Origin of the sequence: Candidatus Desulforudis audaxviator MP104C, from assembly GCF_000018425.1 — a bacterium.
Taxonomy (GTDB): Bacteria; Bacillota; Desulfotomaculia; order Desulfotomaculales; family Desulforudaceae; genus Desulforudis; species Desulforudis audaxviator.
On record NC_010424.1, the window covers coordinates 664,067 to 676,976 of the forward strand.

Consider the following 12,910-nt stretch of genomic DNA (forward strand, 5'->3'; position numbering starts at 1 on the left):
GGAGGCAGCACACGGTGGAATTCAGATTCAACACGATCGAGGAAGCCATTGAGGACGTCCGCCGAGGTAAGATGCTGGTGGTGGTGGACGACGAGGACCGGGAGAACGAAGGCGACCTGATAATGGCCGCGGAGAAGGTGACTCCGGAGGCCATCAATTTTATGGTTACACATGCGCGCGGTTTGGTCTGTATGCCGATTACCGATGAGCTGGCCCAGAAACTGGAGTTGAATCCCATGGTGGTCAACAATACCGATCCGCACGCCACCGCCTTCACGGTATCGGTGGACGCGGTGGGGACCACGACCGGGATTTCGGCTTACGAACGCGCCTTCACGGTGCAGAAGATCATCGATCCGGCAACCAGGCCCGAGGACCTGCGGCGGCCCGGCCACATCTTCCCGCTGCGCGCCAAGGAGGGCGGGGTGCTGCGCCGGGCCGGGCACACCGAGGCGGCGGTGGACCTGGCCAGATTGGCCGGTCTATACCCCGCCGGCGTGATCTGCGAGGTCATGAAGGAAGACGGCACCATGGCCCGGGTTCCGGAACTGATGGAGTTCGTGAAGGAACACGGGCTGAAGATCGTGACGATCGCCGACCTGATCCGCTACCGGCGCCGCACCGAAAAACTGGTGCGCCTGGTGGGCACGGCCAAGCTGCCCTCCCGGTACGGAGAGTTCGTGGTGCACGCCTACGAAAGCGTGTTGGACGGCAAGGGTCACCTGGCGCTGGTGAAGGGCGACCTGAGTTCGGTGGAGGCACCCCTGGTGAGGGTCCACTCTGAGTGCCTGACCGGGGACGTGTTCGGTTCACTCCGGTGCGACTGCGGGAACCAGATCGGCCGCGCCCTGCGGCAGATCGAAGCGGAGGGGGTCGGGGTGCTGCTGTACATGCGGCAGGAGGGCCGGGGCATCGGCATCCTGAACAAGATCCGGGCCTACGAATTGCAGGACGAGGGCAAGGACACCGTGGAGGCGAACGAGGTCCTCGGTTTTCCGCCCGACCTCAGGGACTACGGTATCGGTGCGCAAATCCTTTCGGATCTGGGCTTGACCAAGTTGCGCATAATGACCAATAATCCCCGGAAGATCGCCGGCCTGGAGGGTCACGGCCTGAAAGTGGTGGAGCGGGTGGCGATCGAGGTGCCGCCCGGGCCGGAAAACGGGTTCTACCTGGCCACAAAAAAACGGAAAATGGGTCATCTCTTGACACTTGCGGACTAACAAAAAGGAGCGTGGGCGATTTGGCAAAGGTTTTCGAAGGGCATCTGATCGGCGAGGGTTTGCGGTTCGGCATCGTGGTCGCCCGGTTTAACGAATTCATCACCCACAAACTGCTGTCGGGCGCGCAGGACGCCCTGATCAGGCACGGCGTTGCGGAGAACGACATCGAAGTGGCCTGGGTGCCCGGAGCTTTCGAAATTCCGCTGGTGGCCCGCCGGATGCTGGCCAGAAATCGCTACGATGCGGTTCTCTGTCTGGGTACCGTGATCCGTGGGGGTACGCCCCATTTTGAGTACGTTGCTTCCGAAGTGGCCAAGGGAGTCGCCAAAGTAGGATTGGAGACCGGCACCCCGGTGATCTTCGGCGTAATCACGGCCGACACCATTGAACAGGCCATCGAACGGGCTGGCACCAAGGCCGGGAACAAGGGTTGGCAGGCGGCGGTGAGCGGGATTGAAATGGCCAATCTGGTCCGCAGGCTGGAGAGCTCATCTTAGAAGCCCATAACGACAAGCGCTCTCCGGTCCCGGTGTCTTGTCGGGTGCTTCTATGTGCGGAAAATGAAAAACGGCTCTGCGCGAGCCGTTTCTATGTTTTCTATGTTCTGTAGGGACGATGCCGGCGTTAGACGGCGCGGATCACGCGGCCGCTGCGCAGGCAGCGGGTGCAGACCCGAATCCTCCGGGGTTTGCCGTCCACCAGTGCCCTGACCCGCTGCAGGTTCGGTTCCCAGGTGCGCTTGGTACGGATGTGCGAGTGGCTGAGTTTCATCCCGACGACCACACCCTTACCGCAAAGGTCACATTTCTTGGCCACGACTCCACCTCCTTGTGCAAACCACGGTAACATTCTACCAGAGCCGGATACTGAGCGCAAGCGCTAATTGGCCTGAAGCGGTGCCTCTCTCTCCTCGCTCCGTTCGGACGAGGATACGCTCAAGTTGTACCATTTTCCGCACCGGGAACCCCACCTGCTGACCAAGTCGCCGCCGATGTAGAACTCGTTCACTTCGCAGTTGTTAGGGCAGTCCGTGCAGGAAAAGGTGCGGGGCTGGCAGGTGAAGCCGGCGATTTGGGCCGCACCGCGGAAGTTGGTGGCCGTGCGCCGCCGCTCGGCATTGCGCTTGGCCAGGAGGGCGGCGCCGAAAGCACCCATAACCTGAAAGTTTTCGGGAACCACGATATCCAGACCGAGCCGCTTGTGGAAAGCGGCCCGGATACCAGCGTTGGCGGCCACGCCGCCCTGGAAAAGCACCACCGGTTCGATCTTGCGGCCGCGGGCCACGTTGGCGAGGTAGTTTCCGACCAAGGCGATACAAAGCCCGGCGATGAGGTCTTCCTTTTTGTAACCCATTTGCTGCTTGTGAATCAGGTCGGATTCGGCGAAAACCCCGCACCGCCCGGCGATCTTGATCGGACTTTGCGAACGGATGGCGTAGTCGCCGAACTCCTCGATCGGGATACCGAGACGAACCGCCTGATGATCGAGAAAGGAACCGGTTCCCGCCGCGCAGACGGTATTCATGTTAAACCCCACCGGTACTCCGTCCCGAAAGAAGATGATCTTAGAGTCCTGCCCGCCGATGTCGATCACCGTGCGCACGTCGTTCCGGTAATGGCGTGCCGCGACCGCGTGGGCGGTGATCTCGTTTTTGATCACGTCGGCACCCACCATTATCCCCGCCAGCCGGCGCCCGCTGCCCGTGGTGCCCACCCCGGCGATGGGCGGCTCGCCGATACTCTCGTGCAATTGCCGAAAGGAGTTCTGGATGGCCTGGATGGGGCCGCCCTCGGTCCGCAGGTAGGACCGGAACAAAAGTTCCGCGTTTTCATCGATGACGGTCAGCTTGGTGGTGACGCTGCCCACGTCGATACCGAGATAGTAACGCAACTATGCTCCCTCCTCCAGCTTGAGACGACCATTCCGGCGGTCTTTTAGGATGTCCAGGAAAGCTTCCACCCGGGTCTCAAAGCCCGCCTCACCGGTCTGGTCGGTGATGATGAAGGTTAGCACAGGAAGATCAAATTCCTCGCTCAGTTTTACCATAATATTCTGGGCTACGATTTCGGGCATACAGGTAAAAGGCATCAGGTGAATGATGCCGTCGATCCCCTCCTGCGTTGCCAGGGCGGTGAGCCCGACGCTAAAACGCCCGTGTCCGCCCACGTCGGTTCCCAGGTAGGGAAGCGCGGCCTGCTGAATCTGCTTCTTCCGTTCAGTGGCCTCCCGGGTCGGGAAGAGATTCTTGTGAAACCACTGGGTCACCGAAATCTCGCGATCTACCCAGACCCTGGGGTCGGTCGATTTGCCCAACAGGGATTCCAGGTGCATGTTTATGTGGGCTTCGAGCACCACCCAGATCTCACCGACGATCCGGACCCGGACCGGGTTGGTATCCTCGGTTTCGATGGCTTCCGCTTGGTCGCGGAACTCGCTCATCAGCATCCAGACCGACTCGGTGGAGGCGGCGCGCTCGACGCGGCGCACAAACTGGGTGAACAACCGGTCCACCGTTCCCGGCCTGCTTTCGAAAGCGCGCACCCGGTGGCAGATGTTCTCGGCTTGGTCGATGGCGGCCATGCGGTGGTAGCCGGCGTACAGGGCCCGCAAAATCCGCAACCACGAGGCTTGATTCGTGGTTCGCTTCAAGGTCTGGCGGAAGTCCGACCATCTTTCCCGGAGCGGCAGGGGTGAGTCGATGACGATGAGTTCGAACTCGTAACCCAGGCGGCGCAGCAACTGTTCTTGTACCTGGGCGTACCAGCCCAGCCGGCACTTGCCCTTGCCGCCGACCATGAGCAGGTGGGTGGCCCCTTTTTCCAACAGCCAGCGCATTTGACCGAGGGTGATGGTGAACGGCAGGCAGACGAACTCGGGGGACAGGTCCTTGCCCAGCTCCAGGACCTCCTTGTTGGCGTGGGGGGTCCTGATGGAATCCACGCCGCAGTCCGCCAGGGCGGAACGGATGGCCAGGTCCAGATGGCCCATGGTCGGCATGCCGATCACAAACCGGTCCGGACGTAGTCCCGGAACCTGCACTTTGGGGATGGTTCCGGAAGCGCCGGATGGAAGCGGCTGGACGTCCATGAACGCTTCGATCCGGGTCGTCAGTCCGGCGTCGGCGGTATGCTCGTCGAGGGTCAGGAGAAGGAAGGGTATTCCCTGCCGGGCGGCTTCCTCCTCGACGAAGTTTTCTATGATCGATTCTGGACCGCACTCAAAGGAACCCACCAGGACCAGCTTATCCACCAGGTTATTCCGGAGATAATGAAGGGCGGCGCCGAGAAGCTGGGCTTCAAAACTCCACAACCGCTCACCCTCCGACACCGTTTCCATCTGGCGGCGGATCTCTTCCGGGGGGACCATCTCGGCGGTTAGAACCCGGCCGTACTGTTTGAACTTAGGCAGCAGATCCATGCTGAAAGCGTCAAACAGGATGTAGGGGTGCCCGATAACGGCTACCGTTTCTTCCGCGGACATGGCGGCCGCCTGGCCGTCTCCGCGCCGGGGAGCTTTGGAGTCCAGAATGCGGAAAGCGTCTGGCGTTGACAGGCGTTTTTCCACACACAATGTTTCAAAACGGCGTTGGGCCTTCCAGCCGGCCTGGAGGGCGCGGCGGGTACGGTCAGGGCCGGCACCCAGAAGCAAACCGGTTTCGATCCATGTCTTTTCCCAGTGGCGTTTCCCCTGTGACAGGTCAACCACCGGGCTCAACACCTGAGCGCCGTTTTCGAGCGCGTTTTGGACCATGTACGGGATGCCTATGAATTTGGGACAGCAGTAGTTCTTGGGTTCCAAGCTGACCAAACAGGGAATAAAAAGGCGGTCGACGCCGCGGTCGAGCAACTCGCGGGCGTGTGCAAACAGCAGTTTTACCGCCACACAGGGCTCATCGGTCGGGCAAAATTCCATTTTCTCCAGGATCCGCTTGGTGGTCGGCGGGGATACCACGAGTTGCACGCCGATTTCCCGGCAGAACTCGGCGTAGAAAGGGTACATATAGTAATAAGCCATTGCTCTGGGCAAACCTACGGTTACCATTCGACTCACATCCAAATTGGTATAGACCCGGTCTTTCAGTATGCCCGCTTCCGGCAGAGAATACCAAAAAAATCGCCCACTAGCATCAAAGCTAGTTTAGCAGAATATGGGCCGGTAGTCAATTTTGGCTGCCAGGGGTCCCTTTCGACCAAATTAGCCAAAATACGGGCCGATCCATACGGGGTATAATTCATTATGTCGGGGTTATGAAACCGGGCTCGTGCTGTCATAATAATTCATAATGATATCGGTGTTGATTTTCCGCGAGCTCATCAGCTGGAATTAAATGCCAGCAAAAACCAAGGAAACAGAGTCATGATGTTCTAACATAAGCCGGCGGTTCTAGGTTCATAATAGTTGCAAACAGAAAAAACAATCTCAAACGTAGAGGAGGAAAAACAATGGGTCGCACGAATCCGAAAATCGTCCCGGCAGCCAAGAACGCGCTTGATCAGATGAAGTACGAGGTGGCCGGTGAGATCGGAATCGCCAACTATCAGCAGCTTGACAAGGGTGACCTGCCCTCTCGGGTTAACGGTAAGGTTGGCGGCAACATGGTCCGCAAGATGGTGGCCTTTGCGGAGCAGGCTATGGCCCAGGGTAACGTAAACCAAGTCCGGATGACCGTTCCGCCCGAGCCTTTCGGTACGCAGGGCCAGTAGTTTTCAGCCAGCCGGGCAAATGACAAGTGAAACCCCAGTTCCAGAGCAGACGGCGAATGCCGGCTCTGCTCTTTTTTTTAGTTATTGCAGGTAGTCGGCAAAACGCTCCGGTATGATACCGGGATGCAAGGCCACCGATAACCCGCCGGCAATAATACGGGCGCAGTTTTTGATGAGATTGTCGATTTCCTTTGGGGTGACCATGAGCTGTCCGCCAAAGGGTTCGAGCAATTGTTGGATGATCCCCTCCATTTCGGCGGTTTGCGGAGGTGTCCGTCCGTGTATCTCGTAGAGCTTCACGATGGCGTCACGGGCGATAAACGCGGCGTGGACGACGGTCGGCACGCCGATGGAGATGACCTTCACACCCAGAGTCTCCTCGGTGAGTCCCTGGCGCTGACCGCCGATTCCCGACCCGGGATTGATTCCCCGGTCACAGAGTTGAATAGATGAGGCAATCCGTTCGACCGAGCCGGCGGCGAGAGCGTCGATACAGATCACAAGTTCGGGCCGCACGTGCTCGACAACGCCCTTGATGATCTCGGCCGTCTCAATGCCGGTGATCCCGAGTACCCCAGGTGAAAGCGCGCTGACCACTCGGGTTCCCTCCGGGATATGCTCCGGAGCGAAGTGATAGACGTGCCTGGTTACGAACGTGTGGTTGGCGACCCGCGGACCCAGGGCATCCGGCGTAGCGTTCCAGTTTCCCAACCCTACCACCAGGATGTTCCCTTGTTCGCTCACGCGGATCATTCCTTTGAGGGCCTCGGCCAGTTCCCGGACTATCGCGGTATGTGCTTCGGGATCAGTAACCCGCAGTGCCGGCGCTTCAATTGTAATGTAAGTACCCGGGGGCTTGCCCATGGCCTGGGCTCCTTGTTCAGTGGTGATGTTAACTGTGGTGACCTTCCCGTTCTGAAACTCACGGCGTTCCACCACGACACCGGGGATTTCCCGGCCCGTCTGGGCCCGCAGGGCGTCGTGGGCTTCAAGGGCCAAATCGGTCGCAACACCACAGACTCGCATAACCCGCCTCCTTGCTGGAACTGTTTTCAAGGAGTATGGTGGCCCGTACCGGAATCAAATATACCAGGCGGCGTCCGGGTTTACACCAGGGCAACTGGAGGCAGAATATAGTGAAAGAATACAGAATTCAGAATTCAGGAGTCAGAAAAACAGAATTGGCCAATGCCCGATTTCTCTACTTGAAATGCAACTGTAGCGTCTCGCATTCTGAATCTTGACTCCTGTATTCGTGGGAAGGAGAAAAAGGTCTATGTCCCTGGCAAGATGTGTTATAATGATTGCGAATTTATCCCGGAACCAGGTGAATGAGATTTGCGGATTATTGCCGGAAATCTGAAGGGCAGGCGTTTGCAGGCCGGATCCGGATTGGTGGTCCGGCCCACAACCGGCCGGGTGCGTGAGGCCCTGTTTAATATCCTGGCGCAGCGTGTTCCGGAAAGCCGGTTCTTGGATCTGTACGCCGGAACGGGAGCCGTGGGCCTGGAGGCGTTGAGCAGGGGCGCGTCACTGGCCGTATTCGTGGAAAACGACCGGAGAGTGGCGGCGATATTGAAAAGGCGCTTGGCCGAGACCGGACTGTCGGGAAGGGGCCAGGTGCGATTGGGAAAAGCGACGGCGGTGATCACCGCTCTGGGAGTGGAGGGCCGGGTGTTCGACCTGGTGTTCATGGATCCGCCTTACTCTGGTGACCTCGTAACCAAGACGCTGTCCCGCCTTTTTGAGTCGGGCGTGGTCGACCCGGCCGGTTGGGTGATCGCTGAATCTTCCTTCCGGCGGCCCCCGTCCGAAAAGGTGGGCGGCCTTTATGTTTGGCGCCGTAAACGATACGGCGAATCTTTGCTATCGTTCTACCGCGTGGAGGAGGGGTTGGGGTGAAGATTGCCGTGTATCCCGGCAGCTTTGACCCTATTACGAACGGGCATCTGGACGTGATCCAGCGGGCGGCGCAGGTTTTTGACCAGGTGGTTGTGGCCGTGGCCCACAGTTCTACCAAGGAGCCCCTGTTTTCGATCGAGGAACGGCTGGACATGCTCCGGGTTGTTTTGCAGAAGTTGCCAAACGTGCGGGTGGACGCCTATCGCGGCCTGACGGTCCGCTATGCCCGGGAGCAGGGTGCGCGGGCCCTAATCCGGGGCTTGCGGGCGGTGTCCGATTTTGAGTACGAGTTTACAATGGCCCTCACCAACAAGAAACTGGCGCCGGAAATTGAGACTGTCTTTTTGATGACCGAGGCCAAGTACTCATTCATCAGTTCGGGTTCTGTCAAGGAGGTGGCGCGTTACGGCGGTTGCCTGGAGGATATGGTGCCGGTTCCGGTGGAGCGGATATTAAGGGATAAATTTGGGATGAGGGGTGAGGGGTGAATTGGAATTGCTTTCCATACTAAACGACCTGGAAGAATTCATCCAGAATTCCGCCCGGGTGCCCATGACCAAGAAGGTGCTGGTGGACGAGGAAAAGTTGTTGGACTTTCTTGACCGGGCCCGTACCATTCTTCCGGAAGAAGTGCGCAAAGCGAAGTGGCTGGTACAGGAGCGGGAAAAGGTGATCAACGAGTCCCGCCAGGAAGCGGCCCGCCTGCTGGAGGAAGCTCAGAAGGAGGTCGAGAGGAGGGCCGAGCAAAGCGAGGTCGTCCGCCGGGCCAAGGAAATGGCGGATGAAATCATTATGAAGGCCGAGAAAGCAGCGCGGGAGATGCGGCTGGGGGCCCGTGACTATGCTGATGACGTGCTGTCCAAACTGGAAGCCCGCGTGGAGAAAATCGTCAAGGAGATCGAAGGGGGCCGCCTGGAACTAAAAAACATGAAGTAGACGCCGCAGCAGATGGACGAACATGGCCAAGCTCAAAAGAGCCAGGGGCAGGCATAAGGCCAACAGGATAGAAGTTTGGAAAACGGCGGTCCAGGCCAGTTCCAGCCCCGGGGCGGCCACGACCGGGGTTACCAGCAGCGGCTCAAAAACCGGAAACAGAAGCAAGGTCAAAACAACAGCCAGGACGGCGTGAGCAATCCGGCCCATTACGTAGAGCCGGAGCCGGATATCCGTATGGGAAACGAAACTGGCGACCTGGGCCTGAATCGAGAGGCCGCTCCAGGCCAGGATCAGCTGTACGGCGATCAGTTGCTGAACCAACGGCGCGGCGGTCTCACTCACCGCCCTGATACCGAGTGTCATCTCGAAAAAACCGGTGGCGAGCGGCAGATTCAAGCCGGAATGAAAGCCCAGGGGCTGCAACAGCAGACCGAAAAGGCCGGCAAGAACACTGAGCAATCCGAAGCTGTCCAGCAGGTGGATGGTCACGGCGAATAAAACGATAAACCCACCGATAACCAGCAGTTTGGCCACTGCGGTTTTCACCGCTTCGCCCAGAATCAGTCCCGGATGGCGCCCGTCAGCCGTCATGAACTCGTGGACGGCCCGCCTCCAGAGGTGGTGGACCGATCCGGAGAACTGCCCCCGCTCTTGGGGGCGATAGCGGCGGAATACAAGCCCCAGGGTGAGGTTGGCCAGGTAGTGGATGCCCAGGAGAAAGGGCCCCAGCGCGGGATTGTTGAACATCCCCACCGCGACGGCCACCAGAATGAAAAGCGGGCTGGCGTTGTTGGTGAAGGAAAGCAGGTGTTCGGCCTCCGCCCGGGTGCATTGTCCGGCGGACCGGAGGCGGGCGGTGAAGTTGGCCCCGACCGGATATCCGGAACTGTAACCTACGGCCACGGCGAACGAGGCGCTGCCCGGGAGCGCGAAGATCGGGCGCATGACTGGTTCCAACAGTACGCCGACGAAGCCGGCCAAGCCAAGGCCGAGCACCAGTTCCGAGACGACAAAAAAAGGCAACAAGGCCGGGAACACTATATTCCACCAGGTATCCATTCCGACGAGGGCTCCCTCGAAGGCGGTGCGTGGACGGACGGCCAGGATGACAATCAGGGCCAGGGTAAGTGAGGCCGGCAAGATTCTCCCGCAACCCGGACGCATTGCGTGCCTCCCGTTTCCCCGTTTCCCGAGGGGTTCGATGTCTAACAGAACCTATGGCTTGCGAAACCGCATAATACCAGGTTTTTATTGACAAGCCCCAGGGCCGCCGTTATAATGGGCCTGTTAAGCGATTGGGGTGGACTTATGTTTCGGCTCGATCTGGGCACGGCCAGGGACCGGCCCGGCCAACCGGTCACCTTCGAATTCCGGAAAAAGCTGCCGGGCATCGAACAGCTTGAAGAGGCTGGCACCGCCGTGGGACCGGTGGAGGTGGCGGTTACGATAACGTACCTGGAAGGGCTCTACTGGCTGGAAGGCACTGTGGACGGCCGATTCGTAACAGACTGCGCCCGCTGCCTGGAGCGGGTGGAGATCCGGTTCGGGACCAAGCTGGCGGAAAAGTATGCTCGGGGAGGTCCCGGCGCGGACACCGAAGTGATGCCGGTGGAGGGCGATTTCATAGACTTAACCGAGAAGATTGTCGAGAGCGTGCTCCTGGCGCTGCCGATGAAGCCGTTGTGCAGTCCGGATTGTCTGGGACTATGTGCCGAGTGCGGACAGGTATTGAATAAGGCTGCCTGTGACTGCCGGCCAGACGGTATTGATCCCCGCCTGGCCGAATTGGGGAGACTGTTGAACCCGGATAAAAAGGGGGTGGAATGAATGGGGGTTCCCAAACGGAAGCATTCCAAGCAGCGCCAGCGCTTGCGGCGCGCGGCGTGGAAGACTGAAGTGCCCACCCTGGTGGATTGCCCGCAATGCCGGGCGCGAATAGTACCGCACCGGGTCTGCCCGGAGTGTGGGTATTACAAGACGAAAAAGGTCGTAAATAAGGACAAATAAGCTTTTGGTTCATCAAAAGCTTATTTTTTTACCGTTATTGCTTTTAACTGGCAAGTTGGATATACTCTCATTTAGTATAGAACGCGGCGGGGGGACCGGTAGTTGCGGATTGCGGTAGACGTCATGGGAGGTGATTTCGCACCCCAGGAGATCATCAGGGGTGCGGAAGCAGCGGTTCGGGAGTGGGGTTTTGAGGTGATCCTGGTCGGGAATGAGGAGGCAATCGCCAAGTACGCCGATTCACGCTTATGCCTTCCCGTGGTGCGTGCCCCGCAGGTCGTGCAAATGGACGAGTCCCCTGTGGTAGCCGTCAAGCGTAAACCCGATTCCTCAGTGGTCAAGGCCGTCGAACTGGTCAAGGATGGCCGGGCCGATGCGGCCGTGTCCGCCGGTCACACGGGCGCCACCTTCGCGGCCAGCTTATTCCGGCTGGGGAGAATCCGGGGTGTCGAGCGCCCGGCGCTGGCGAGCGTCATCCCGAACGAGCAGGGCCAAACCGTGCTCCTGGACATCGGCGCCAACGTGGACTGCAAACCGGGACATCTGTTGAAGTTCGGCATTATGGGCAGCCTGTACGCCAGGCAGGTGCTGGGAGTTCCTAATCCACGGGTGGGGCTTTTGAGCATCGGTGAAGAGGCCTCCAAGGGAAACGAGCAGACTCTGACGGTGTTCCCGCTGTTCGAACGGGCCCCCTTTGATTTTGTGGGTAATGTGGAGGGCGGGGACCTATTTAGCGGCCGCGTCGACGTGGTTGTCTGCGACGGGTTTGTCGGGAACATTGCGCTAAAAACGGGAGAAGGCGTGGTTCGCACGTTGGAAAAAGCGGTCAAGCAGGAAGTGGCCACCAATTGGATTTCAAAGGTTTGTGCGTTGCCCACCGTATACACGCTCCGGAACATACGTAAGCGCTTCGACTACACCGAGTACGGCGGTGCCCCATTGCTCGGCGTCAACGGGGTGGTGGTGGTGAGCCACGGCCGGTCCAACGCCAAGGCCGTGAAAAACGCCATCCGTGTGGCCGGTGAAGCCGTCCGGACAAACCTGGTGGGAACTATCGCCGGCGGCATCGGGGACGTACGGGAAAACGGAGCCGAAACCGCTGATGGCTGAGCGGATTTCGGCCGGAATCGTCGGCATCGGATCCTGCGTGCCGGAGAGGGTCTTGACCAACCGGGATCTGGAGGCGCTGGTGGACACTTCAGACCAGTGGATCCGTGAGCGTACCGGCATCCGGGAGCGCCGGATCGCCGGTCCGGACCAGTCCACATCGGATCTGGCCGTCGTTGCCGCCCGCCGGGCCCTGGCCGACGCCGGTATCGAACCCGGTGAGTTGGACCTGATTGTTGTGGCCACGGCCACCCCGGACATGATTTTTCCGTCTACGGCCAGCCTGGTGCAGGAACGCCTGGGCTGCGGCCCGGTGGCGGCTTTTGATCTCTCCGCCGGGTGCACCGGCTTCATGTATGGTTTGGTGGTCGGCGCGCAGTTTATCGCCGCCGGTACCTACCGGACGGTGCTGGTGATCGGCGCGGAAACCCTTTCCAGGATCCTGAACTGGGAAGACCGTTCCACTTGTGTGCTTTTCGGGGATGGAGCCGGGGCCGTGGTGCTGCAGCCGGTCCCGCCCGGACGCGGTCTGCTGGCGGCCCGGCTGGGGTCGGACGGATCCGGAGGCGACCTTCTGAAACTGCCGGCGGGGGGTTCCAGGCTGCCGGCCTCGGCGCTCACGGTGGAACAGAAACTGCACTACGTGCACATGAACGGGCGTGAAGTGTTCCGCTTTGCCGTCCGCATCCTGGGTGAGGCGGCCGCCGAGGTTATCCGGGAGGCCGGTCTCAGGCAGGACCAGATCGATCTCTTTATCCCCCACCAGGCGAATATTCGGATTATTGAGGCGGCAGCCAAGCGGCTGGACCTGCCCATGGACCGGGTCATGGTCAACGTCGACCGCTACGGCAACACCTCCTCCGCCTCCATTCCGTTGGCGCTGGAGGAGGCGGTGCATTCCGGCCGGTTGGCGGACGGGGACCGCGTGGTGATGGTCGGCTTCGGCGCCGGACTGACCTGGGCCGCGGCGGTATTGGATTGGGTCGGCACCGGTAGGCGTGAGATAGAGAAACCGTTTGTTTGAGGAGGTTC

The 12,910-nt window shown here is 59.8% G+C and carries 15 protein-coding genes; 10 read left to right on the forward strand and 5 right to left on the reverse strand.

The window, feature by feature from the left end; all coding sequences use genetic code 11:
* Positions 1-14 precede the first annotated feature (14 nt).
* Both DAUD_RS03165 and ribH read left to right on the forward strand, forming a co-directional pair.
* Positions 15-1,223 carry a bifunctional 3,4-dihydroxy-2-butanone-4-phosphate synthase/GTP cyclohydrolase II gene (locus tag DAUD_RS03165; protein ID WP_012301747.1) on the forward strand — a complete coding sequence of 403 codons (1,209 nt, stop codon included), beginning with the start codon at positions 15-17 and terminating at the stop codon, positions 1,221-1,223.
* A gap of 20 nt (positions 1,224-1,243) precedes the next feature.
* Positions 1,244-1,720 (forward strand): 6,7-dimethyl-8-ribityllumazine synthase, encoded by a 477-nt coding sequence (ribH, locus tag DAUD_RS03170; RefSeq protein ID WP_012301748.1) that lies wholly within the window; start codon positions 1,244-1,246, stop codon positions 1,718-1,720.
* Between the two features lie 127 nt (positions 1,721-1,847).
* Here ribH and rpmB read toward each other — a convergent pair whose 3' ends face one another.
* The 3 genes from rpmB to DAUD_RS03185 form a co-directional block, all read right to left on the reverse strand.
* Entirely contained in the window at positions 1,848-2,039 is a 192-nt protein-coding gene (gene rpmB, locus DAUD_RS03175; RefSeq protein ID WP_012301749.1) for a 50S ribosomal protein L28, read from the reverse strand.
* A 63-nt stretch (positions 2,040-2,102) separates the two neighbouring features.
* Positions 2,103-3,113 (reverse strand): acyl-CoA dehydratase activase, encoded by a 1,011-nt coding sequence (locus tag DAUD_RS03180; protein WP_012301750.1) that lies wholly within the window; start codon positions 3,111-3,113, stop codon positions 2,103-2,105.
* Complete coding sequence (locus DAUD_RS03185) at positions 3,114-5,264, reverse strand: acyl-CoA dehydratase activase-related protein (protein WP_012301751.1); 2,151 nt, start codon at positions 5,262-5,264, stop codon at positions 3,114-3,116.
* Between the two features lie 401 nt (positions 5,265-5,665).
* On the opposite strand from DAUD_RS03185, the gene DAUD_RS03190 reads away from it, so the two are divergent.
* Positions 5,666-5,926, forward strand: a complete 261-nt coding sequence (locus DAUD_RS03190; protein WP_012301752.1) for an alpha/beta-type small acid-soluble spore protein — start codon at positions 5,666-5,668, stop codon at positions 5,924-5,926.
* Between the two features lie 81 nt (positions 5,927-6,007).
* Here the strand turns inward: DAUD_RS03190 and gpr are convergent, their stop codons facing one another.
* Entirely contained in the window at positions 6,008-6,952 is a 945-nt protein-coding gene (gene gpr, locus DAUD_RS03195) for a GPR endopeptidase (RefSeq protein ID WP_012301753.1), read from the reverse strand.
* A 312-nt stretch (positions 6,953-7,264) separates the two neighbouring features.
* Here gpr and rsmD point away from each other — a divergent pair, with 312 nt between their 5' ends.
* The 3 genes from rsmD to DAUD_RS03210 are packed head-to-tail and all read left to right on the forward strand — an operon-like array spanning position 7,265 to position 8,764.
* Positions 7,265-7,828 (forward strand): 16S rRNA (guanine(966)-N(2))-methyltransferase RsmD, encoded by a 564-nt coding sequence (gene rsmD, locus DAUD_RS03200; protein ID WP_012301754.1) that lies wholly within the window; start codon positions 7,265-7,267, stop codon positions 7,826-7,828.
* Positions 7,825-8,316 carry a pantetheine-phosphate adenylyltransferase gene (gene coaD / locus DAUD_RS03205; protein WP_012301755.1) on the forward strand — a complete coding sequence of 164 codons (492 nt, stop codon included), beginning with the start codon at positions 7,825-7,827 and terminating at the stop codon, positions 8,314-8,316. Before rsmD ends, coaD begins: the two co-directional genes overlap by 4 nt.
* Before the next feature lie 7 nt (positions 8,317-8,323).
* Positions 8,324-8,764 (forward strand): ATPase, encoded by a 441-nt coding sequence (locus DAUD_RS03210; protein ID WP_320408591.1) that lies wholly within the window; start codon positions 8,324-8,326, stop codon positions 8,762-8,764.
* On the opposite strand, the gene ylbJ is transcribed toward DAUD_RS03210, so the two are convergent.
* Positions 8,747-9,928 (reverse strand): sporulation integral membrane protein YlbJ, encoded by a 1,182-nt coding sequence (ylbJ, locus tag DAUD_RS03215; protein WP_012301757.1) that lies wholly within the window; start codon positions 9,926-9,928, stop codon positions 8,747-8,749. The two genes, DAUD_RS03210 and ylbJ, sit on opposite strands and share 18 nt — an antisense overlap.
* Positions 9,929-10,072: 144 nt before the next feature.
* Between ylbJ and DAUD_RS03220 the strand changes: the two genes are divergently transcribed.
* The 4 genes from DAUD_RS03220 to DAUD_RS03235 all read left to right on the forward strand — a co-directional run bounded on the left by DAUD_RS03220 (position 10,073) and on the right by DAUD_RS03235 (position 12,902).
* Entirely contained in the window at positions 10,073-10,591 is a 519-nt protein-coding gene (locus DAUD_RS03220; protein WP_012301758.1) for a YceD family protein, read from the forward strand.
* Positions 10,592-10,771, forward strand: coding sequence for a 50S ribosomal protein L32 (gene rpmF, locus DAUD_RS03225; protein ID WP_012301759.1), 180 nt, complete (start codon positions 10,592-10,594; stop codon positions 10,769-10,771).
* Positions 10,772-10,873: 102 nt separating this feature from the next.
* Positions 10,874-11,881, forward strand: a complete 1,008-nt coding sequence (gene plsX / locus DAUD_RS03230) for a phosphate acyltransferase PlsX (protein WP_012301760.1) — start codon at positions 10,874-10,876, stop codon at positions 11,879-11,881.
* On the forward strand, positions 11,874-12,902 hold the full coding sequence (locus tag DAUD_RS03235; protein ID WP_012301761.1) for a beta-ketoacyl-ACP synthase III: 1,029 nt from the start codon (positions 11,874-11,876) through the stop codon (positions 12,900-12,902). Before plsX ends, DAUD_RS03235 begins: the two co-directional genes overlap by 8 nt.
* Positions 12,903-12,910: the final 8 nt, after the last annotated feature.